Below are 21730 nucleotides of genomic sequence, written 5' to 3'. Positions count from 1 at the left end.
CTGGCTTAGTCTGCCAAAAAAAGTGGCCCCATCGGGGGTTTAGGCAACGCAAAGTGTTCAGGGTAATCCACAGAAACTAAGTACAAGCCTTCTGCTTTACCGGTTGCCGCTGCCAGCTTGCGATCTTTTGCTGCCAGCAATTGGGCCATCCAGTCTTCTGCCTGATTGCCACAGCCGATTTCCATCAGGCTGCCGACAATGTTTCGAACCATATGATGCACAAACGCATTGGCCTTGATATCCACCACCACGTACGCGCCGTAGCGCGTCACGTTGATGTGCATCAGGTTTCGCCACGGCGTACGCGACTGGCATTGCACTGCGCGGAACGAGGTAAAATCGTTTTCGCCCAGCAAGCATTGCGCCGCACTGTGCATAAGATCGGCATCCAGCGGATGGTAAAAATGCGTCACACCTTGAGACATCACCGCCGGACGCAGACGCTGGTTATAAATCACATAACGATAGCGGCGCGCCGTCGCACTGAAGCGGGCGTGAAAATCATCGGGCACATTTTTAACCCAACGCACGGCAATGTCGCCAGGTAAATTCGCATTTACACCGAGCGTCCAGGCCGCGTCTTTGCGATCCATCCGCGTTTCGAAATGCACAACCTGGCCGGTGGCGTGAACGCCTGCGTCGGTGCGCCCGGCGCAGAACACGTTAATGGGCTCGTCTGCTACTTTGGAGAGCGCTTTTTCAAGCTTCTCCTGCACGCTGCGCACTTCATTCTGGCGCTGCCAGCCGTAATATTTACTGCCGTCGTATTCAATGCCAAGTGCAATTTTGTGACGCGGGCTTTGAAGCAACTCGTCGGACATTAGTACATATACTCCTGCACTAATTTTTCAGCGGTTTTCACCGCCATCAGCGCGCCGCCAAAGCGAACGTTATCGGCAACCGACCAGAATTGAATCTGCTCTGGCATGCCGTAATCGTTGCGAATACAGCCGATGGAAATATGCGAACTGCCGGAAGCATCAGAAACCTGAGTTGGGAACTCGCCCTCTTCTGAAAGCTCGATATCTTCAAACTGAATGTACGCATCACGCGCTTCTTCCGCAGCCAGCGGGCGCATCGCTTCAAAGTTAACCATTTGCGCGTGACCATAAAACACCGGAGCCTGAACGAAGCTCGAAGAAATCAACACACCTTCGTCCTGCAACACTTTGCGCACTTCATTCACCAAGCGGCGTTCTACCGGGACGCTGCCTTCTGCATCCGGCACCAGCGGTAGCATGTTGAAGGCTAACTGGCGACCAAACAGGTCAGCATCTTCAATTGGCAAACCGTTCAGCAAGCGAGCGCTCTGCCCGGCCAATGCATCGACCGCACTTTTGCCACGGCCAGAAGCGGCCAGCAAATTAGTCACCTGAATACGTGATAAACCGCCTTGTTCGATAAGCGGTTTTAACGCGGTCAACAACTGGCTGGTCAGGCTATCTGCAACGGCTACCAGGTTGCGATTGCGGTATTCACCTAAGACGAATGGATTCACGTCTGGCACCACCAGCGGCACATCGTGTTCCATGGCGAACAGGCCGCTGGAGTCGATAACCAGGCAACCGGCGTTAGTCGCTTCGTCGACATAACGCGCTGACGCTTCAGCGCCTGCCACGAAGAAGGCGAGTTGCACCTGAGTCCAGTCGAATGATTCAGCATCCTGAACCATCACGGTTTTGCCTTCGTAACGGATATTTTCACCGGCGCTTTCGCTGCGCGCGAGGGCATACAATTCACCAACCGGGAACTGGCGTTCGGCAAGCAGTTCAATCACAGCTGCGCCTACGGCACCCGTGGCACCTAAAACGGCAATATTCCAGCCTTCAGACATGTTGGTTTACTCCAGACTTAAATAGCAGTATTTCCCCGGCATCACGCCGGGGAAAAATGAGAAGGATTGTTTAACGCACCGGGTGATAGATGGCGCCAAAGCCTAGCTTTTGCAGCAGGTTTGCTGCCGCTTCATCATCACACTGAATATAGAGCGACGACCACTCACGGCGTTCCTGATAGTTTTTGCGTAGCTTGTCAAACTCACCAGGAATACCCGCGACTTTCCGCAGCGGGGCATCATCGCGGCGCACATCATACACCAGATGAACCAGTCTTTTGAGTATCGCTTGATCAAGCGGGCCATGCAGCGTAATACGGCCAAATTCTGGCGCTGGTAGCAACGTATCCAAAGCCACTTGTTGCTTCTGACCAATAAATTCGCTGAATGCTTCAAACACCTGCGTGGTGCCACGCGCTTTGCCTTCCAGCGTGTAGCCCGCAATGTGCGCGGTGCCGATGTCGACTTTATCGAGCAGCGCGACGTTCAGCTCCGGTTCCGGCTCCCAAACGTCCAGCACCACGCTCAGATCCTGCCCGTTCTCCAGGCATTTGAGCAACGCTGCGTTATCGACCACCGGGCCACGGCAGGCGTTAATCAGAATCGAGCCTGGCTTGAGGCTGGAGATCAGTTTTTCATCGGCCAGATGCAGCGATTTATACGCGCCGTCTTTGAACAGCGGCGTATGGAACGTCAGCACATCGGCTTCACGCACCAGAGTTTCCAGCGGCTGGAAATCCCCTTCATCGCCACGATCTGCGCGAGGAGGGTCACAAAGCAGCGTGCGAATGCCAAAGGCTTCAAGACGTGCCTGCAAGCGTGAACCCACGTTACCGACGCCGACAATGCCCACCGTGCGGTCGGTCAGCTTAAAGCCGTCGCGCTCGGCGAGCATCAATAATGAGGAAAAGACGTACTCGACAACCGCAATGGCGTTACAACCAGGGGCGGCAGAAAAGGCGATACCGGCTTGCTGAAGATACGTTTCGTCAACGTGGTCACAGCCCGCCGTCGCCGTACCGACAAACTTGATTGCTTTACCATCGAGTAAATCAGCATTCACTTTGGTGACTGAACGCACCATTAACGCATCGGCATCAGCCAGTTCAGAAACGGGAATTGGACGCCCTGGAACGGCGGTGACATCGCCTAAGCGGCTAAACAATTCGCGTGCATAGGGCATATTTTCGTCAACGAGGATTTTCACGTTAGCTACCTGTTCGGTTAATCGTCGAGAATAAGCCTGATAGTGTGCCATAATCTGCCGTCCTGGCATACTTGAGCCGGGGGCTGACAAAGGATTTAGACTATGCAACCCATTCAGGGGGCGACAGCGCGTCCTCCGGGGGAACCGCCCTCCACACCTTCTGCGGCAGGCGAGTTTCCGCTTTCCACTGTGCAACGTACCGTTCTGGAACGTTTGATCACGCGTATCGTTGCGCTAAACCAGCAGCAAAGCGCTGAAGTGTGGGCGGGGCTCAAGCACGATCTCGGCCTGAAAGGTGAAACGCCTTTGCTTTCACGCCACTTCCCCGCAGCTGAACAAAATCTTAACCAGCGCCTGAATACGGCCCAAACGACTCACGCCACGCGCCAGGTTGTTCAGCAGCTCAGCGAACTTTTGCCGCAGGGTAATAATCGCCAGGCGGTGAGCGATTATATTCGCCAGCAATTTGGGCAAACGGCACTGAGCCAACTCACGCCGGAACAATTAAAAAGCGTACTGACGCTTTTGCAAAATAACCAGTTGGCGATCCCGCAGCCGCAACAGCGCCAGGCGACCGATCGCCCATTATTGCCTGCGGAACATAACTCATTAAATAAACAGGTCGCCAAACTCACTGCCGCAACGGGCGAGTCCGGGAAGTTAATCTGGCAGTCGATGCTTGAGTTAAGCGGGGTGAAAACGGGCGAACTGATCCCGGCAAAACACTTTGCGTTGTTAACCACCTGGCTTCAGGCGCGTCAGACGTTAAGCCAACAAAACACGCCGACGCTACACACCATTCAGGCAGCACTGAAACAGCCGCTGGAACCCGCTGAATGGAAAGAAATAACGGATTACTCCCAGCAGCGTTTTCAGGCGGCACCGCAGACATTACTGACCACCGCTCAGGTGCAGGATATTTTGAACCAGGTGTTTTTGAAGCGAGCGGAACGCCAGCCTGCGACGCCTGAAGTACAGCATATTCAGCCGATCGCCAGCCCAATCTGGGCGCCGTTTATCGAGCCAATGAAGATAGTCAGCGCACGCCCAGGCATGGCGCTTGTCGCATTGATTGTGGTGATGGTTTTGTTGTGGATTGTGATGTAGAAATGAGGTTCCCTTTGCGCCAGTTTTGTCGGATGACGCTGGCGCTTATCCGACCTCCTCGGTTTCATAAGCCTTTGTTTTCGTAGGGTGGATAAGCGATAGCGTCATCCACCATTTACCCAGTTACTTGCGGAATGCGATAAGCGTGACAACAATCCCCACTACCGCAGAAATTGCCGCCGCTAAAAACACCGACGGGTAACCCATCGAGGTCGCCAGCAGCCCGGTTAACGGCCCCGCAACGCCGTACGAGATATCCTGAAACGCCGCATATCCGCCCAATGCCGTGCCGCGCACCTGCGCCGGAACGCGTTTCACCACCTCGACGCCCAGCGCCGGGAAGATCAGCGAACAACCGCAGCCGGTCAGCGCCGCACCGATTAGCGCTACACCTGCGCCCGGTGCCTGCCAAAGCAGAACCAGCCCGACGGTTTCTATCGCCAGTGAAACTAACGCCACTCGCACACCGCCAAAACGATCTGGCATCCAGCCAAACAAGATACGCATCAGCACGAACGCGCCGCCAAATGCGGTAAGCGTAAAGCCCGCCCACGCCCAGCCGTTCGACATAAAATAAAGCGAAACAAAGGTGCCAATCACCGCAAATCCGACGCCCTGTAATGCCAGCCCTAGCCCCGGTTTCCAGATAAGGCCGACCACAGCAAACAGTGAAGGACGATCGCCTTTATGCGCAGGCACGGCGCGGATGCGACCATTAAACGCCAGAGCCACCAGCGGCAACGCGATAGTCGAAACACCCAGCGCCACAAATCCCCAATGGCTGTTTAATAGCAAGCCAATCGGCGCGCCTGCGGCCAATGCGCCATAAATCGCCATTCCGGTCCAGGACATCACTTTGCCTGAACGCCCCGGCCCAACCAGGCCCAAACCCCAGGTGAGATTTCCGGTCAGCAACTGGCTTTCACCAAAACCAAGAATCAAGCGCCCGACTATCAACAAACCGAATTTCGCCATTGCATCAACCGGCAATAGCGCCGCCAGTAAATAAGCGACACCGGCAAATCCACAGGCGCACATTCCCTGCATTGTCGAGCGTTTCGCACCTTGCTGATCGGCCAGACGCCCGGCATAACCGCGCGTTAAAACTGTCGCCAGGAATTGAATCCCAACGGCGATTCCAACCATGGTGTTACCAAAGCCAAGCTCATGGTGGACAAAAAGCGGAATAACCGGCAGCGGCAAGCCAACCGTCATATAGGTGAGAAACACCGCGAAGGTTATGCCAAATAAGGACTTGTTTTCGGATTTATTACTGAGCTGAGAATGATTTATTGAGGACATACTGCGGCTCCCTGGTAGCAGCCATTATGCAAAAAAAACGGGGTGCAAAAGCACCCCGCTTATTAATATCAACGCGATTAAGCGTTAATTTTACGCATCACCAGCGTGGCGTTGGTGCCACCGAAACCGAAGCTGTTAGACATAACAGTATTCAGTTTACGCTCGGTTGTTTCAGTCACGATGTTCAGGCCAGCAGCCTGCTCATCCAACTCTTCAATGTTAATGCTTGGCGCGATGAAACCGTGCTCCAGCATCAGCAGAGAGTAGATAGCTTCCTGAACGCCTGCGGCACCCAGAGAGTGACCTGTCATGGCTTTGGTCGCAGACATCGCCGGTGAATTGTTACCGAAGACTTCTTTGATTGCGCCCAGTTCTTTCACATCGCCAACCGGTGTAGAAGTGCCGTGGGTGTTCAGGTAGTCAATCGGCGTATCCACACCGTGCATTGCCATCTTCATGCAACGCACTGCGCCTTCGCCAGATGGAGCAACCATATCTGCGCCGTCGGACGTTGCGCCGTAGCCAACGATTTCAGCGTAGATGTGTGCGCCACGAGCCAGAGCGTGCTCCAGTTCTTCAACCACAACCATACCGCCGCCGCCTGCGATAACGAAGCCGTCACGGCTCGCATCATAAGTACGGGATGCTTTTTCCGGCGTTTCGTTATATTTAGTAGACAGTGCGCCCATTGCATCGAACTCACAGGCCATTTCCCAGCACAGCTCTTCGCCGCCGCCAGCAAATACGATGTCCTGTTTGCCCAGTTGAATCTGCTCAACAGCGTTACCGATACAGTGCGCAGAAGTCGCACAAGCGGAGCTGATGGAGTAGTTCACACCGTGAATTTTGAACGGAGTCGCGAGGCATGCGGAAACCGCAGAACCCATCGCTTTGGTCACAACGTATGGACCCACCGCTTTCAGGCCGCGCGGACTACGCATTGCGTCTGCACCGAACACCTGAGATTTAGAAGAGCCACCGGAACCTGCAATCAGGCCCACACGCGGGTTGCTTTGATAAACTTCTTCTTTCAAACCAGCATCTTCAATCGCTTGCTGCATTGAAAGGTAAGCGTAGACAGAGGCATCGTTCATGAAACGGACAACTTTACGGTCAATCAGGCCGGTGGTGTCCAGTTTAACGTTACCCCACACATGGCTGCGCATTCCAGAATCTTTGAATTCTTGAGAGAAAGTGATTCCCGGGCGACCTTCACGCAGAGATGCCAGGACTTCCTGCTGGTTGTTACCGATGCTGGAAACAATGCCCAGGCCAGTAATCACTGCACGTTTCATTCAATACCTCTTCTACTGCACTGTTAGGATTTCGACAGGCACAATAGCGTACACTTGTACGCCGAACAAGTCCGATCAGCCAAATTGGTCTGAAATTTGCGCCGCTTCGCACACATAGTTACTATCCGTTTACTGCCCGCCAGACGAGTAATTTAAGTGAAACACGCCCCAATACAATCCGCCAACCTTGGCTTTAACGAAGACGGTACACCTGTATCCCGAGAGTTCGACGATGTGTACTTCTCTAATGATAATGGACTGGAGGAAACTCGTTATGTCTTTCTTGGAGGAAACCGCCTTTCGGAGCGCTTCGTCAGCCATGAAAGGTCGCTATTTATCGTTGGGGAAAGCGGTTTTGGCACCGGGCTTAACTTCTTGACTTTATGGCAGGCTTTTGATGATTTCTGCCAAAAACAGCCGCAAGCCACGCTCCAGCGCCTGCACTTTATTAGTTTTGAAAAATTCCCACTAACCGCAGAAGATTTATCCGCGGCCCACGCTCACTGGCCAGAATTGGCCGAATATGCCACGCAATTGCAACAGCAATGGCCACTGCCGATTGCGGGTTGCCACCGTATTTTGCTGGCAGGTGGGCGTGTCACTCTCGACCTGTGGTTCGGCGATATTAACGAGCTAATACCGCAATTAGATGACACCTTAAATAATCAGATTGATGCCTGGTTCCTTGATGGTTTTGCGCCATCAAAAAACCCGGATATGTGGACGCAAAACCTGTTCAATACGATGGCAAAACTGGCGCGCCCAGGTGCCACACTGGCGACATTTACCTGCGCCGGATTTGTGCGTCGCGGCCTGATTGAAGCCGGTTTCACCATGACCAAAAGCAAAGGCTTTGGCCGTAAGCGGGAAATGCTGACAGGTGTCATGGACGTTGCTTTGGCAACACCAGCGCACACGCCGTGGTACGCCCGCCCGGCAGCTTCCGGGCAAGACGTCGCGATTGTCGGCGGCGGTGTCGCCAGCGCCCTGCTCTGCCTTGCACTACTTCGCCGTGGCTGGCAAGTTACGCTTTACTGTGAAGATAACGCACCAGCTCAAGGGGCTTCCGGTAATCGCCAGGGTGCGCTTTATCCGCTGCTAAATACCCACAGCGCTTCGCTGACCCACTTTTTCAGCGCGGCATTCACCTTTGCCCGCCGCTTGTACGACTCACTTCCGGTCGATTTTGATCACGACTGGTGCGGCGTAACGCAACTGGGCTGGGACGAAAAGAGTCAGCATAAAATCGAGCAAATGCTGAGCCTCGAATTCCCTCAGTTGCTTGCCCATGGCGTCGATGCAGAAACTGCGGCCAAACTGTGCGGCGTTAAAACCGGGCACGGTGGCGCAATTTACCCACTCGGCGGCTGGTTATGCCCGGCACAACTCACCGCTGGCGCGTTGGCGCTGGCAAAAACCCTGGGGCTAAAAACGCATTATCAACATCGTGTTGAAGAATTGAATCAAACCCCTGATGGATGGCAATTAACATTTGCCGAACAGGAAGCAAAACAGCATGCGGCTGTGGTGCTGGCGAACGGCTTCAAGGTCAGTAAATTCGCGCAAACCGAAAAACTGCCGTTCTCCGCTGTTGGCGGCCAGGTCAGCCATATCCCAACCACGCAATCCCTTTCTGAATTGCGCCAGGTTCTGTGTTACGACGGTTATTTGACACCGCAAAACCCGAACAATAAGCAGCATTGTATTGGTGCAAGCTATCATCGTGGCGCTGAAGAGATGCAATATAACGACGAAGATCAGCAACATAACCGCCAGCGTTTGCTGAACTGTTTGCCAGATGTGGCATGGCCTGAAGAAGTGGATGTTTCAGCGGGTGAAGCCCGCTGTGGTGTGCGGTGTGCTACGCGCGATCATTTGCCAATTATCGGCAGCGTTCCGCGTTATGACGCCACGCTTGAAGCGTATGCAACACTGTCCGAAAGCCGTGAAAATGCGCCAACCGCACCGGCGTATCCAAATCTGTTTATGTTGGCGGCACTGGGTTCAAGAGGATTATGCAGCGCACCGCTGGCGGCTGAAATTCTGGCAGCACAAATCTGCGATGAGCCGATTCCGATGGATGAAGAAACGCTGGCGGCGTTGAACCCAAATCGATTTTGGGTGAGAAAATTACTGAAGGGTAAAGAAGTGAAATAACGCCCTCACCCCGGCCCTCTCCCCCAGGAGAGGGAGAAAACCAAACTGTCCCCTCTCCCCCAGGAGAGGGAGAAAACCGAACAGTTCCCTCTCCCCTCAGAGGGAGAAAGCCGTAACAGTCCCCTCTCCCTGGGGAGAGGGTTAGGGTGAGGGGGAGAACTTAAAACTGTGCTTTCTGGTACAAATTATCCCACATCTCCAGCACTAAAGACTGGTCGCGCGGTGACAGTTCGCCTGCCTGAATCGCTTTTTCCAGACTGCCTGAAACCGCAGTGTGCAACGCTTGCGGGCTGTGATCTTCACCATGCTCCACATCCGCCACTGCCAACGTCAGGTGGCCGCGCAGATAACCGCTGGCAAACAGCTCATCATCACTGGCCGTCTCAACCATTTCATCAATTAGCGCCAGAATGCGTGTTTCAAATTCAGCGATCATCGTACTTCCTCATCATTTTGCAGGTTTTTAGTTTAAATCTTCCGGCCACGGAAACTGCTCTGCGGCCAACGGCGGGGTTTTATAATATTCCCGCAGTGCTTCAATCAGTTTTGCCGTACGCGCCGGGATCCCTTCTTGCAGATAAATCATCACCTGCGCATGGACACGGCGCTGGAATGCGATTCTGTCCGGATCAACATCGCCGCTCAGGTTGTCGCAGCTCACGTTGAACGGGAAATTTGCCGCCACGCACAGTAGCCATTCCTGCGCCTGCGGTTTCACTTCCACATCCTCAAATTTGCTTTGTGTTTCGGCATCGCGCCCATCCGGGCAATACCAGTAACCAAAATCGACCAACTCGCGGCGAGCTTTCCCGGCGATAAGCCAGTGAGAAATCTCGTGCATGCCGCTGGCGTAATAGCCGTGGGCAAACACCACGCGGTGATAAGGAATTTCCTCATCAGCAGGAAGATAGATCGGTTCGTCGTCGCCTTTAATCAGACGTGTATTAAATTCATCCTTAAAGCAGTTATCGAAAATGTCGATAAGTTCCTGATAATGGTGTTCTGTCGTTATTGTCATATTCGCTGTGGTCATCTTAATTTATCCCCAACCAGTGGAGGATCTCCGTTCCGTGGCTATCAAATAAGAGTTTGGCACTCATCACCGCCGACACAATCACAATCATCGGTCGGATCAGTTTTTGGCCTTTACTCAACACAAGACGCGATCCCATACGCGCCCCTAAAAATTGCCCGGCCATCATCACAAAGCCGGTTCCCCAAATCACTTTCCCGCCGATGATAAACAACAACAGGCCGCCGAGGTTTGATGTCGCGTTTAATACTTTGGCGTGAGCGGTAGATTTCGCGAGGTTAAAGCCACAAAGCGTGACAAACGCCAGCGCGTAAAAAGAACCAGCACCTGGGCCAAAGAATCCGTCGTAGAAACCGACACAACCGCCTGCAATCAGTGCGAATGGCAGGCCATATAAACGGCGTTGGCGATCTTCTTCACCCAGTTTTGGCATCAGTAAAAAATACAGACCGATGCAAATCACCAGTAGCGGCAAAATTTGGCGTAGCACGTCTGATTTAACGTACTGCACGAGCAGCGCACCCGTTGTGGAGCCGATAAACGTCATCAGAATATTCAATTTCTGATCTTTAAGATCGACCACTTTGCGGCGAATAAAATAGATTGAGGAGGAAACCGAACCGCCACAGGCCTGGAGTTTATTGGTCGCCAGGGCATGGGCAGGTGACATTCCTGTCGCTAACAAGACCGGGACGGTGATCAAACCGCCGCCGCCCGCTAATGAATCAATAAACCCTGCGAGCATGGCGACAAAAAACAGCACCACCAGCATCAGGGGGGAAACCATAAACCATTCCATGAACTTATCCGTTAGAGAACGTGCTCATCCAGCAAAGCCTGACAAGAGGCGGGTAAAGGCGGTGGTGTTTTCTTTTTCGGTGGCGTGCTGCCCGGTGCTGGCGGCGCAAACCAACTTTGCAGCTCGGCTCCACAACCGTCGCCTGGCGGCGGCAATGGTTGGTCTTCACACTCGAGGCTGTCTGCCGGGCAGCGCAGGCGCACGTGCATATGCGCGCGGTGAGCGAACCACGGGCGAACTTTCCGCAGCCAGTCGCGATCGGCCCCGGCATCCAGGCAAAGCTGTTGCTTGATAGCCGGGTTGACGAAGATCCGCGTCACATCGTTATCTTTGGCGGCGAGTTTAATCAGGCTGCTGATTTCCGGCTGCCACAAACGCGGCACCACATGCTGATTGTCGCTGGCGACTAAATCCAACGCCTGCGGTTTCAGAAGCTGCGCTGACGTCCAGCGCGCTTTTGGAAGCTGCAAGAAAATATCGACATCAAGGCCGCTTTGGTGGCTGGCGTGGCCTGAGCTAAAACGCCCGCCCGCCGCCATGCCCATATCGCCGATTAACAGCGTGCCAAGGCCCAGTTGCGTTGATTGATTGCTTAACCGCTGGATAAACATCACTAAATCGGGATGGCCGAAATAGCGACGCTGATCCTGCCGCATCACTTGATAACGCGGATCGTTAAGCGGCAACTCGTGGGCACCCACGATGCAGCCGTTAGAGAATGCACCGATAGACTGCGGGCTACCCGCAATCGGATGGCTAATTTTCTGCCACGGTGTGGCGGCAAAAGTAGCGGTGCTGGCAAGCAATGCCAGCAAACCCACGAGTGTTTTTTTCATCGCATTACCAGCGCGGCAAAGGGCAATTTACGTCGGCGTTTTGAGCTCGCTGGCGCAGCATATGATCCATCAAGACAATCGCTAACATCGCTTCGGCGATCGGCACTGCGCGGATCCCGACGCAAGGATCGTGGCGGCCACGAGTGACCATTTCCACTTCTTCGCCTTCGCGATTGATGGTGCGGCCCGGAACCATAATGCTGGAGGTCGGTTTCAGCGCCATATTCGCCACGATTTGCTGGCCGCTGCTGATACCGCCAAGAATGCCGCCAGCATGATTGCTCTGGAAACCTTCTTTGGTGATTTCGTCACGGTTCTGGCTGCCGCGCAGGTTAACCACGCCGAAACCTTCGCCAATTTCCACGCCTTTCACCGCGTTGATGCTCATCAGCGCGTGGGCGATATCGGCATCTAAACGGTCGAACACCGGCTCGCCGAGGCCTGGCGGCACGTTATCGGCCACAACCGTCACTTTCGCACCAATGGAGTCGCCTTCTTTTTTCAGCGCGCGCATCAGCTCATCAAGCGTTTCGATTTTGTCCGGATCCGGGCAGAAGAACGGGTTTTGCTCAACCTGATCCCAGTCTTTGATTTCCAGCGGCACGTCACCCATTTGCGTCAGGCAACCACGGATTGTGATGCCGTATTTGTGCGCCAGATATTTTTTAGCAATCGCCCCTGCCGCCACACGCATCGCGGTTTCACGCGCAGAAGAACGGCCACCGCCACGGTAATCGCGCAGGCCGTATTTTTGTTCGTAGGTGTAATCAGCGTGCCCCGGACGGAACACGTCTTTGATGGCGCTGTAATCTTGCGAGCGCTGATCGGTGTTTTCAATCAACAAGCCGATGCTGGTGCCGGTGGTCACGCCTTCGAATACGCCAGAGAGGATTTTCACCTGATCGGGTTCACGACGTTGCGTGGTATAGCGTGAGGTGCCAGGGCGGCGGCGGTCGAGATCGTGTTGTAAATCAGCTTCGGTAAGCGGAATGCCAGGCGGCACACCATCAACGATGCAACCCAGTGCGACTCCGTGGGATTCACCGAAAGTCGTTACGCGAAATACCTGTCCAATTGAGTTTCCTGCCATCTGTCACGGCTCCTTACCGTTGTCATTTTCGTTGTGTTGTAAACAAAAAGAAGACGGGCCGAAAGGCCCGCCTGCACAGATTAATCTTTGTAGATGCTGAAATGTTCACGCGCATCGATCAACTGCGATTTGGTCAGCATAAACACGCCGTCACCGCCGTTGTCGAACTCAAGCCAGGTGAACGGCACATCCGGGTACTGCTCCATCAGATGTACCATGCTGTTTCCGACTTCACAAATCAGGATGCCGCCATCGGCGAGGTAATCCGGCGCACAGGCCAGAATACGACGCGCCAGTTTCAAACCGTCTGTACCCGCAGCCAGACCTAATTCCGGCTCGAATTTGAACTCGCCCGGCAGGTCAGACATATCTTCCGCATCCACGTACGGCGGGTTGGTGACGATAATGTCGTACTGCACTTTTGGCAGGTCACGGAACAGGTCGGAACGCATCGGCGTAACCTGGCTTTCCAGGCCGTGCTCGGCGATGTTTTGCTCGGCAACCGCCAGCGCATCGAGTGAAATATCAACCGCATCCACTTCGGCATTATGGAATTCATAAGCACAAGCAATGGCGATACAGCCGCTGCCGGTGCACATATCCAGAATGTGCTGCGGTTCGTTATCAAACAGGCCCGCAAAACGGTTGGTGATCAGCTCGCCAATTGGCGAACGCGGCACCAGCACACGCTCGTCCACATAAAACTCGTGGCCGCAGAACCAGGCTTTGTTGGTCAGATACGCAACCGGAATACGTTCGTTAACACGGCGAATCACGCGCTCAACGATACGATGACGCTCGCTTGGCGTCAGACGCGCCGTGCGCATATCTTCCGGGATATCCAGCGGCAGATAGAGGCTTGGCAGCACTAACTGAACGGCTTCGTCCCACGGATTATCCGTGCCGTGGCCATACCAGATGTTGGCGGCGCTAAAGCGACTGACTGCCCAGCGCAGCATATCCTGAATGGTATGCAGTTCATTCACTGCCTCATCGACGAAAATTTTATCCACGTTGCCCTCCGCAGGCCGTTCGCGCTAATTCAATAATCGATTAGTTTGCCATGAAGGCCGCGACAAATCAGCATTTCAATCGCACCGAGCGTGGGGAAAATGACGTTTTATTTAGCGATGAACGGCAAACCAGGTAAACTGGCGCGATAGCAGATGCGAGACGAGATACCAATGAAGAAGAAAACTCCGCTCAGCGCTGACGATCAGAACCTATTCCGTGATCTGATGAGCGGCACTAAAAAATTAACTCAGGACACGATTGTTCATCGTCCAATGCGCAAAAAAGTGCAGGAAGTCCCGGTGAAACGGCTGTTGCAGGAACAAACCGATGCCAGTCATTATTTTTCCGATGAATTCCAGCCGCGCCTGGCGACCGAAGGCCCAACGCGTTACGTGCGTGAAGACGTCAGCCATTTTGAGCTAAAGAAAATTCGGCGCGGGGATTATTCGCCAGAATTGTTCCTCGACTTACACGGCCTGACGCAGCTGCAAGCAAAACAGGAATTAGGTGCGCTGATTGCGGCCTGTCGTCGTGAACATGTGTTTTGCGCCTGCGTGATGCACGGGCATGGTAAGCATGTTTTGAAGCAGCAAACGCCGCTGTGGCTGGCGCAACATCCGCATGTGATGGCGTTTCATCAGTCGCCGAAAGAGTATGGCGGTGATGCGGCGTTGTTGGTGTTGATTGAAATCGAAGAGTGGTTACCGCCGGAATTGCCATAGTTTTGAGCGGCCTGATGCCCTCACCCGGCCCTCTCCCACGTGGAGAGGGAGAAAAACAAAAAGAGCCGCATTTAGCGGCTCTTCTATTTTTCATGCTTACGGCTATCAGATAGCTTTCGCTACCTTCAAATTGCATGGACTCATCTGCCAGTTGAACACACCTTTACCCGTTTCGGCATCGAGTGTGACATTAGCAATGGCCGAGGTGCTGAACATAGGCGGTGTCTCTTCAGGACACAATTCAGACACCAGGTAACCGACCAACGGCAAGTGAGAAATCACCAGTGCCGATTCAACCCCTTCATTAGCCAGGGCTTGCAAATAGCAGCTCACCAGGCCCACATCGCCGCACGGTGTTAACTCCGGCAGGATGTCTTCTTTACCTGGAAGGGGCAGTGCTTCCCGCACGACATCCAGGGTTTGTTCGGCTCGCAGGTAAGGGCTCACCAGAACACGTTCGATATCCACCGTTTGGCCTTTCAGCCAGGTAGCCATTACTCGGGATTCATCACAACCACACTGGGTGAGTGGACGAACTGAGTCGCTGGCAGCATCGAGTGCTGCGTCGCCGTGACGCATGATAAAAACTTGCATATTGCACCGCTTTTGTTAACCAGGAATGCTTGAATTCCCCCGAATGTTGAGAGGGGTAATTCAGCAGCCGGGCATTGTGCCTTATCCGTACATCGAATGAAACGCTGTTTTTTACCTCAATGGTGCAAGTATAGTCAATCACTGTTTATTAAGTGACCAACCAGCATCCATTCACCGAGTCATAAACTCATGTTTCTTTGACTACAGTTTGAACTCCGGGGTTCACTTTCCCCAGAAATTTCGTTGCTCTTCCACCATTTGTAAAAGTCTGTCGCAAGGGGCAAAACGCTCCCCATACTGACTCGCCAGGCGCTGCAATTGCGCGACAACTTCACCCGCTACCAAAGAATCCATATAGCGGAACGGGCCACCGAGGAACGGTGGGAAACCAATACCGAACACTGCACCGATATCGCCATCGCGAGCACTGCGAACAACACCTTCGTCGAGGCAACGCGCCGCCTCATTGAGCATCATCATCACGCAGCGTTGGGCAATTTCTTTTTCTGCCAGTTGCCCTTTTGGTGAGACACCGAGCAGCTTATAAATTGCAGGGTCAACCTGCTTTTTGCTTCTACTCCCTTTGCCCGGATAAAGATAGAAACCGCGCCCATTTTTTCTACCTTTGCGATCGTCGTTCAATATTGCTGCAATACTTTGCGGTGCAGCAAAACGGTCGCCATAAGCTTGCTGAAGTATAGGGCTAATTTTAGTCCCTACATCAATTCCCACCTCATCCAAAAGTTGGATTGGGCCGACCGGGAAACCAAACGCCACCAGCGCATTATCAATTTTATCGACCGGCTCGCCTTCCACCAGGCAGCGCATCGCTTCATTAACGTAAGGCGCGAGAATGCGGTTGACGTAGAACCCGGCGCTATCACCCACCACGATGGGAGTTTTGCCTTGTTTCTTCGCCAGCGCAACCGTAGTGGAAATCGTTTCCGCGCTGGTTCCTGCGTGCGGGATAACTTCGACCAGTGGCATTTTATCCACCGGGCTAAAGTAATGCAGACCAATCACCTGCTCCGGGCGCGCGGCGTTGGCGGCGATATCGGCAATCGGCAGTGAGGAAGTATTTGAGGCAAAAATAGTATGCGGTGCGGCGTTCTGTTCAATCTCAGCGACCATCTTTTGCTTAAGCGCGAGATCTTCAAAAACCGCTTCCACTACGATATCGCGATTATGGAAACCGTGATAATCAGTGCCGCCAGAGATTCGCGCCATTTCGCGCTGGCGCTCTGCTGCTTTCATTTGGCGACGGCGCACTTTTTTATCCAGCAAGTCCCAACTGTATTTCAGCGCGTGGTTAATGCCGTCGTTATTGATATCTTTGATGCGCACCGGCAGTTTGCCTTTATTCGCCGTAACGAACGCAATGCCCCCGCCCATCAAACCACCGCCCAGCACGCCGACGGCGTTGATCGGGCGCGGTTTTGCATCTGCACCATGCTCTTTTTTAAGCTCGGTGCTGGCAAAGAATAAACCGCGTAATGCCGCAGATTGTGGCGTCATAGCCAGCTCGCCAAACGCTTTAGCTTCTGATTCGTAGCCGCTAAAACTCCCCTGCCCCAAACCAACTTTGATCACGTCGATGATGCGTTGCGTGGCAGGATAATTGCCGCGCGTTTTCTGCTCGGTTTTTTTCTCCACCATGCTAAACAGCAACGAACGGCCAAGTGGACCGGCGAGAATGCGCTCCCGAACCGGTAAAGTTCGTGATGTCTGGCGGCCTTTGGCGACTAATTCGATGGCAGCCGCCAGTAAAATCGACTGCGGCACAACTTCATCCACCAGCCCCAGTTTTAGCGCCTGGCGCGGGCGTAACTGCTTACCCGTCAGAATCATATCCAGCGCATGGCTCACGCCAATCAGGCGCGGCAGTCGCTGCGTCCCGCCTGAACCTGGCAATAGCCCAAGCTGCACTTCCGGTAATCCCAGTTTGGTTTTTTCATCATCGGTACAAATGCGGGAATGGCATGCCAGCGCCAGTTCCAGCCCGCCGCCCAGGCACGCACCATGAATGGCGGCGACAACCGGAATCGGCAACGCCGCGATTTCCGCCATGATTTGCTGGCCCTGATGCGCGAGATTTTGTGCTTCTTGCGCGGTCTGGCAATTGGCAATCATGTTGATATCGGCACCGGCAATAAAATTGTCGGGCTTGCCAGAAATAAAGATCAAACCTTGCAGCGCCGTGTTATCACGAACTTGCTTAATGATGTTGTGGACTTCAGGGCCGAACGACGCTTTCAGCGTATTCATTTTTTCGTCCGGCACATCGATAGTCACGACGGCGATATTGTCGAGTCGGACATGTAAGTGGAATGCGGAAGTCTGTTCCATTATTCGGCCTCCAGAACCATAGCGGCACCCAGGCCACCTGCGGCACACGCGGTCACCAGCCCAAATCCACCGCCACGACGGCGCAATTCATGCAGCGTTTGCGTAATCATGCGCGCGCCCGTTGCGGCAAATGGATGCCCATAAGCAATCGAGCCACCCAGCACGTTAAATTTCGAGTCGTCCACTTCGCCAGTGGCGTGAGCACGGCCTAAAACGTCACGCGCAAAACGTTCGCTGGCGAGCATTTTCAGGTTCGCCAGGGTTTGTGCTGCGAAGGCTTCATGCATATCAATCAGCGTCAGGTCGTTAAGTGTGATCCCCGCTCTTTCGAGCGCCAGCGGTGTGGCCCACGCAGGGCCGAGAAGCATGTCTTGCCAGACATCAACCGCGGTAAACGCGTAACTGCGTAAATACCCCAGCGGCTTCAAACCCAGTTCTTTGGCACGAGATTCTGTCATCAAAATCACCGCCGCCGCACCGTCGGTTAACGGCGTGCTGTTCGCAGCGGTGACCGTACCGTGTTTGCGGTCAAATGCCGGGCGTAGTTTCGCGTAATCGGCAATCGATGAATTCTGGCGAACGTTATTATCTTCACTGAATGGCTGGCGATACGGTGGGATAAAGGCGGTCATGACTTCTTCAGCCAGTTTGCCCTCTTTCCAGGCAATCGCCGCTTTGGTGTGGGAGCGATGCGCGAGTGCGTCTTGTTGTTCGCGTGTAATGCCATGAGTTTTCGCCATTTGCTCGGCGGTATCCCCCATGCGCAAACCGGTTGAATATTCAGCCACCGCAGGCGGAACGGGTAATAAATCGCGTGGACGCAAGCGCGAGAAGAGTTTCAGCTTCTGCCCTAAAGTACGCGCTTTGTTGGCATCCACCAGCACTCGGCCCAATTTTTTACTGACGCCAATGGGCAGCACTGACGAAGAATCCGCTCCACCCGCAATACCCGCGCGAATCGTTCCCGCCATTAAACTTTCGGCAACGTTCGCCACAGCCTGGAAACTGGTTGCACAGGCGCGACTGACGCTATAGGCGTCGGTATGCACGCTCATGCCTGTACCGAGAACAATTTCACGGGCGATGTTTGGCGCTTCCGGCATCTGCACGACCTGGCCGAAAACGAGCTGTTCGATAACTTCCGGGGGAATTTCGCTGCGTGCCAGCAGTTCGCTGACCACCATGTTGCCGAGATCGACAGCGGGAATGCCGTGAAATGCCGTCGCCTGGCGGGCAAACGGTGTGCGTAAACCACTGACAATGGCAATGCGGTCGCCCTGACGGGTGACTAGCGGAAGTGCCTGACTCATAACGCTCCCCTGTTCTTCCCTTTATGTATGAATCTACAGCGATGTTGCTGTAACTGCATATTTCTGGGAATAAAATTGTAAATGACCAACAGTGGTCTGACCTGATCACAGTTTTAACCAAAAAGTTACAATCAGCCAACCGGGGGACTAAAAAATTGGGAGGGGGGACACGCTTTGCGGTAGGAAAATGACTGAAAAATAAGAGCCCTCACCCCAACCCTCTCCCCAGGGAGAGGGAGAAAACCAGGATAAGGGATTGAGATTAACGCAGGCCGAGCTGGAAGATCATGGTTTCAGCCTGGCAGCTGAAAGTGAAATCGATATCCAGACGCACGCCGTCAGCTTCTTCGGTATAACGAGGAACAATCTGGCAAGGCTCAGATTCAGCGGCACGCGCTTTCTCGCTCAGGGCTGCCAGGGTTTCGTCCGCTTCAGCTTTGGTGGCGAACACGCGGCTGTAAGTGGCTGTGCAGTCGGTGTTATCGATGATGGAACCGACATCAATACAGCAGCAAACCGGGGTTTCATCAGCGGTATTTTTACTCATTTTATGATTTCCTCTGTATTTCGCATTGAATAGGATTAAACAATTCTTGCCTATTTTACGCTCCGAGTTGAAGCGACTCCAGTCGTTAATCTTGTCAAAATCTGTAAGTGACCCAAATCACACTTAAAAATGATCTAAAACAAGATTCACCTGATTTGCCAGGTGACGCAGAACCCGATTTTGCCAGGCAGATCTCGTTTCCACGATCAAATTCGAAAAATCTTAGATACAAACTTGCAACATACCATCTGGTCAGACCTATACTCTCGCCACTGGTCTGATTTCTCTGTAACAGATCAGCCCCTACTATTCGCGCTCCTGTTACGGTATGTAACATTGTTTGTATAAAAATAAATCCATTATGAGGTTTTGGTCATGAGCCAGAAAAACCTGTTTACAAAGTCAGCCCTAGCGGTTGCAGTGGCAATTGTCTCATCGCAGGCGTACTCAGCCGGCTTTCAATTAAACGAGTTCTCTTCCTCAGGCCTTGGCCGAGCTTATTCCGGGGAAGGTGCAGTCGCAGATAATGCGGGCTCCGCCAGCCGTAACCCTGCAACGATTATGATGTTTGACCGCCCAATGTTCTCCGGCGGTGCAGTATTCGTTGATCCAGACGTTAATATCTCCGGGACTTCTCCAACAGGTCGTAGCACCGATGCCGATAACATCGCACCTACCGCCTGGGTTCCAAACCTGCATTTTGTTGCGCCAATTAACGAACAGTTTGGTTGGGGCGCTTCTGTCACTTCCAACTACGGTCTGGCAACAGAGTTTAATAATGACTACGCAGCGGGCTCAATGGGCGGCAAAACCGACCTGACGACCATGAACCTGAACCTGAGCGGCGCATACCGTTTAAACAATAACTGGAGCTTCGGCCTTGGTTTTGATGCGGTTTATGCGAAAGCGAAAATCGAGCGTTATGCGGGCGATTTAGGTCAACTGATCGCAGGTTCTGGTGCATTGCCTCCGTCATTGGCCGGCCCGGTTTCGCGTATTCCTTCCGACACCCAAATCGCGCACCTGAAAGGTGACGAGTGGGGCTATGGCTGGAACGCCGGTATTCTTTATGAAATCGATAAAGACAACCGCTACGGTTTCACCTACCGTTCAGAAGTTAAAATCGACTTCGACGGCGACTATAAGAGCAACCTGCCTTCTGCCTATAACCCGCTGTTGTCTAACTTCGGTTTACCGGCTGGCACCAACGGGCAAACCGTTCCAGGTTCTCTGACCCTGAACCTGCCTGAAATGTGGGAGCTGTCTGGCTATAACAAAGTTGCGCCACAGTGGGCAATTCACTATAGCGTGACCTACACCAGCTGGAGCCAGTTCCAGGAGCTGAAAGCGACCGGCACCGACGGCCAGACGCTGTTCTATAAAGATGAGAGCTTCAAAGATGCGTACCGTATTGCTTTAGGTACTACTTACTTTATGGACAAAAACTGGACCTTCCGTACCGGTATCGCATTTGACGATAGCCCGGTTCCCGCTGAAAACCGTTCGATCTCCATCCCGGATCAGGACCGCTTCTGGCTGAGCGCCGGTACAACTTACGCATTTAACGATGATGCGTCGGTAGACCTGGGTGTTTCCTACATGCACGGCCAGCATGTTGAGTTCAAAGAAGGCCCATACACCTTCAAGTCTGAAGGTAAAGCCTGGCTGTACGGTATGAACTTTAACTACGCGTTCTAATCGTTAACAGTGACAAAAAAGGCGAAACCTTGGTTTCGCCTTTTTTTATGCCTTTAATACATCGCTGTTATTGGGAGTCGATGTCTTTCAGATCGTCCTGAATCGACGAAGCGTTCGGGTTTTCCTGCGGCGTTAGTTTCCCACCGTTTGCCAGGAAATCATGGCGCTGGAAGTACGCTTCACGCACCAGAATATACGGGTCGGAAGATTGCTTCAGCAGCCCTTCGGAATCCAGCAATTGCGCACGCGTTTCGATACCTTCCAGTGTCCATTTACCAACAGACATCCACCAGGTCAGCCACGACAGTGGTGCGTATAAATCATCTACCCACTCGCCGCCATCTTCACGAATCGTAAAGCTACCGTATGCCGGTAACTGAACGTACGGGCCGTAACCGACACCGTAATGCCCCAGTGTTGTACCAAAACGGTTCGGTTCAACACGCTGTAATTTCGGGTTTGCCATACCAGCAACGTCGATGAATCCGCCCATCCCCAACATGGTGTTCAGGAAGAAACGGGTGAAATGCACCATCCCCTGATACGGATTGCCCTGCAGGAAGTTGTTCACCATTGACGCCGGTTCTTCGAGGTTACTGGTGAAGTTACTTAGCCCATTACGCGCCGGTTGCGGCACATAATCACGCCACGCCACAGCAACCGGGCGCACAATATACGGATCCAACACATTGAAGTTGAAATCGTACATGGTGCGGTTAAACCCTTCTAATGGGTCCGAACGCCCTTGTGGTTGTGTATCGGCCGAACTAGCACAGCCAACCAATACGGTAGCGGCAAGTGCCAGCCCGGTCAGGCGGAAATTCATATGTCTCTCCCTG

20 protein-coding genes are annotated in these 21730 nt (G+C 53.4%); 4 read left to right on the top strand and 16 right to left on the bottom strand.

The annotated features are described in order from the left end of the window. Positions 1–5 precede the first annotated feature (5 nt). From truA to pdxB, 3 genes are all read right to left on the bottom strand, one after another. Complete coding sequence (gene truA, locus D6029_RS06875; protein ID WP_120064047.1) at positions 6–821, bottom strand: tRNA pseudouridine(38-40) synthase TruA; 816 nt, start codon at positions 819–821, stop codon at positions 6–8. Continuing rightward, complete coding sequence (locus D6029_RS06870) at positions 821–1834, bottom strand: aspartate-semialdehyde dehydrogenase (protein ID WP_120064046.1); 1014 nt, start codon at positions 1832–1834, stop codon at positions 821–823. The genes truA and D6029_RS06870 overlap by 1 nt, the downstream gene beginning before the upstream one ends. Positions 1835–1904: 70 nt before the next feature. Then, a complete protein-coding gene (pdxB, locus tag D6029_RS06865) occupies positions 1905–3041 on the bottom strand; it encodes a 4-phosphoerythronate dehydrogenase PdxB (RefSeq protein ID WP_120064064.1) in 1137 nt (378 codons plus the stop codon). Positions 3042–3143: 102 nt separating this feature from the next. On the opposite strand from pdxB, the gene flk reads away from it, so the two are divergent. After that, entirely contained in the window at positions 3144–4148 is a 1005-nt protein-coding gene (flk, locus tag D6029_RS06860; protein WP_120064045.1) for a flagella biosynthesis regulator Flk, read from the top strand. Positions 4149–4271: 123 nt separating this feature from the next. On the opposite strand, the gene D6029_RS06855 is transcribed toward flk, so the two are convergent. Both D6029_RS06855 and fabB read right to left on the bottom strand, forming a co-directional pair. After that, entirely contained in the window at positions 4272–5450 is a 1179-nt protein-coding gene (locus D6029_RS06855) for an MFS transporter (protein ID WP_120064044.1), read from the bottom strand. 77 nt (positions 5451–5527) lie between these two features. Next, positions 5528–6745, bottom strand: a complete 1218-nt coding sequence (fabB, locus tag D6029_RS06850) for a beta-ketoacyl-ACP synthase I (RefSeq protein WP_120064043.1) — start codon at positions 6743–6745, stop codon at positions 5528–5530. Between the two features lie 156 nt (positions 6746–6901). Between fabB and mnmC the strand changes: the two genes are divergently transcribed. Further along, positions 6902–8902, top strand: coding sequence for a bifunctional tRNA (5-methylaminomethyl-2-thiouridine)(34)-methyltransferase MnmC2/FAD-dependent 5-carboxymethylaminomethyl-2-thiouridine(34) oxidoreductase MnmC1 (gene mnmC, locus D6029_RS06845; protein WP_120064042.1), 2001 nt, complete (start codon positions 6902–6904; stop codon positions 8900–8902). Between the two features lie 160 nt (positions 8903–9062). Here mnmC and D6029_RS06840 read toward each other — a convergent pair whose 3' ends face one another. The 6 genes from D6029_RS06840 to prmB form a co-directional block, all read right to left on the bottom strand. Beyond that, on the bottom strand, positions 9063–9338 hold the full coding sequence (locus D6029_RS06840; RefSeq protein ID WP_120064041.1) for a YfcL family protein: 276 nt from the start codon (positions 9336–9338) through the stop codon (positions 9063–9065). A gap of 27 nt (positions 9339–9365) precedes the next feature. Beyond that, positions 9366–9920, bottom strand: a complete 555-nt coding sequence (locus D6029_RS06835; RefSeq protein ID WP_167455980.1) for an elongation factor P hydroxylase — start codon at positions 9918–9920, stop codon at positions 9366–9368. A gap of 16 nt (positions 9921–9936) precedes the next feature. Further along, a complete protein-coding gene (locus D6029_RS06830; protein WP_120064040.1) occupies positions 9937–10734 on the bottom strand; it encodes a sulfite exporter TauE/SafE family protein in 798 nt (265 codons plus the stop codon). Positions 10735–10745: 11 nt separating this feature from the next. After that, entirely contained in the window at positions 10746–11570 is an 825-nt protein-coding gene (gene mepA, locus D6029_RS06825; protein ID WP_120064039.1) for a penicillin-insensitive murein endopeptidase, read from the bottom strand. 4 nt (positions 11571–11574) lie between these two features. Further along, positions 11575–12660 carry a chorismate synthase gene (gene aroC / locus D6029_RS06820; RefSeq protein WP_120064038.1) on the bottom strand — a complete coding sequence of 362 codons (1086 nt, stop codon included), beginning with the start codon at positions 12658–12660 and terminating at the stop codon, positions 11575–11577. Positions 12661–12740: 80 nt separating this feature from the next. After that, the gene (prmB, locus tag D6029_RS06815; protein WP_120064037.1) at positions 12741–13673 is read right to left on the bottom strand and encodes a 50S ribosomal protein L3 N(5)-glutamine methyltransferase; all 933 of its coding nucleotides are present in this window, start codon (positions 13671–13673) and stop codon (positions 12741–12743) included. 171 nt (positions 13674–13844) lie between these two features. Here prmB and smrB point away from each other — a divergent pair, with 171 nt between their 5' ends. Then, positions 13845–14396 (top strand): endonuclease SmrB, encoded by a 552-nt coding sequence (gene smrB, locus D6029_RS06810; RefSeq protein ID WP_120064036.1) that lies wholly within the window; start codon positions 13845–13847, stop codon positions 14394–14396. A gap of 105 nt (positions 14397–14501) precedes the next feature. Here the strand turns inward: smrB and sixA are convergent, their stop codons facing one another. The 4 genes from sixA to D6029_RS06790 form a co-directional block, all read right to left on the bottom strand. Further along, entirely contained in the window at positions 14502–14990 is a 489-nt protein-coding gene (sixA, locus tag D6029_RS06805; protein WP_120064035.1) for a phosphohistidine phosphatase SixA, read from the bottom strand. Between the two features lie 222 nt (positions 14991–15212). Continuing rightward, a complete protein-coding gene (gene fadJ, locus D6029_RS06800) occupies positions 15213–17336 on the bottom strand; it encodes a fatty acid oxidation complex subunit alpha FadJ (RefSeq protein ID WP_120064034.1) in 2124 nt (707 codons plus the stop codon). Then, positions 17336–18646 carry an acetyl-CoA C-acyltransferase FadI gene (gene fadI, locus D6029_RS06795; RefSeq protein ID WP_120064033.1) on the bottom strand — a complete coding sequence of 437 codons (1311 nt, stop codon included), beginning with the start codon at positions 18644–18646 and terminating at the stop codon, positions 17336–17338. Before fadI ends, fadJ begins: the two co-directional genes overlap by 1 nt. A gap of 262 nt (positions 18647–18908) precedes the next feature. After that, positions 18909–19193, bottom strand: coding sequence for a YfcZ/YiiS family protein (locus D6029_RS06790; RefSeq protein ID WP_120064032.1), 285 nt, complete (start codon positions 19191–19193; stop codon positions 18909–18911). Between the two features lie 375 nt (positions 19194–19568). Between D6029_RS06790 and fadL the strand changes: the two genes are divergently transcribed. Further along, positions 19569–20891 carry a long-chain fatty acid transporter FadL gene (gene fadL / locus D6029_RS06785; protein ID WP_167455979.1) on the top strand — a complete coding sequence of 441 codons (1323 nt, stop codon included), beginning with the start codon at positions 19569–19571 and terminating at the stop codon, positions 20889–20891. Between the two features lie 67 nt (positions 20892–20958). Here fadL and mlaA read toward each other — a convergent pair whose 3' ends face one another. Further along, positions 20959–21717 (bottom strand): phospholipid-binding lipoprotein MlaA, encoded by a 759-nt coding sequence (gene mlaA, locus D6029_RS06780; RefSeq protein ID WP_120064030.1) that lies wholly within the window; start codon positions 21715–21717, stop codon positions 20959–20961. Between the last annotated feature and the right edge of the window lie 13 nt (positions 21718–21730).

Source organism: Buttiauxella izardii (assembly GCF_003601925.1).
Taxonomy (GTDB): domain Bacteria; phylum Pseudomonadota; class Gammaproteobacteria; order Enterobacterales; family Enterobacteriaceae; genus Buttiauxella; species Buttiauxella izardii.
Note: the sequence above shows the minus strand (reverse complement) of the source record. Positions and strands in the feature narration are given on the sequence as shown.

Coding starts and splice junctions, on each gene's coding strand:
- truA (WP_120064047.1), bottom strand. CDS start 821: ATGTCCGACGAGTTGCTTCAAAGCCCGCGTCACAAAATTGCACTTGGC.
- D6029_RS06870 (WP_120064046.1), bottom strand. CDS start 1,834: ATGTCTGAAGGCTGGAATATTGCCGTTTTAGGTGCCACGGGTGCCGTA.
- flk (WP_120064045.1), top strand. CDS start 3,144: ATGCAACCCATTCAGGGGGCGACAGCGCGTCCTCCGGGGGAACCGCCC.
- D6029_RS06855 (WP_120064044.1), bottom strand. CDS start 5,450: ATGTCCTCAATAAATCATTCTCAGCTCAGTAATAAATCCGAAAACAAG.
- fabB (WP_120064043.1), bottom strand. CDS start 6,745: ATGAAACGTGCAGTGATTACTGGCCTGGGCATTGTTTCCAGCATCGGT.
- D6029_RS06840 (WP_120064041.1), bottom strand. CDS start 9,338: ATGATCGCTGAATTTGAAACACGCATTCTGGCGCTAATTGATGAAATG.
- D6029_RS06835 (WP_167455980.1), bottom strand. CDS start 9,920: ATGACAATAACGACAGAACACCATTATCAGGAACTTATCGACATTTTC.
- D6029_RS06830 (WP_120064040.1), bottom strand. CDS start 10,734: ATGGAATGGTTTATGGTTTCCCCCCTGATGCTGGTGGTGCTGTTTTTT.
- mepA (WP_120064039.1), bottom strand. CDS start 11,570: ATGAAAAAAACACTCGTGGGTTTGCTGGCATTGCTTGCCAGCACCGCT.
- aroC (WP_120064038.1), bottom strand. CDS start 12,660: ATGGCAGGAAACTCAATTGGACAGGTATTTCGCGTAACGACTTTCGGT.
- smrB (WP_120064036.1), top strand. CDS start 13,845: ATGAAGAAGAAAACTCCGCTCAGCGCTGACGATCAGAACCTATTCCGT.
- sixA (WP_120064035.1), bottom strand. CDS start 14,990: ATGCAAGTTTTTATCATGCGTCACGGCGACGCAGCACTCGATGCTGCC.
- fadJ (WP_120064034.1), bottom strand. CDS start 17,336: ATGGAACAGACTTCCGCATTCCACTTACATGTCCGACTCGACAATATC.
- fadI (WP_120064033.1), bottom strand. CDS start 18,646: ATGAGTCAGGCACTTCCGCTAGTCACCCGTCAGGGCGACCGCATTGCC.
- D6029_RS06790 (WP_120064032.1), bottom strand. CDS start 19,193: ATGAGTAAAAATACCGCTGATGAAACCCCGGTTTGCTGCTGTATTGAT.
- fadL (WP_167455979.1), top strand. CDS start 19,569: ATGAGCCAGAAAAACCTGTTTACAAAGTCAGCCCTAGCGGTTGCAGTG.
- mlaA (WP_120064030.1), bottom strand. CDS start 21,717: ATGAATTTCCGCCTGACCGGGCTGGCACTTGCCGCTACCGTATTGGTT.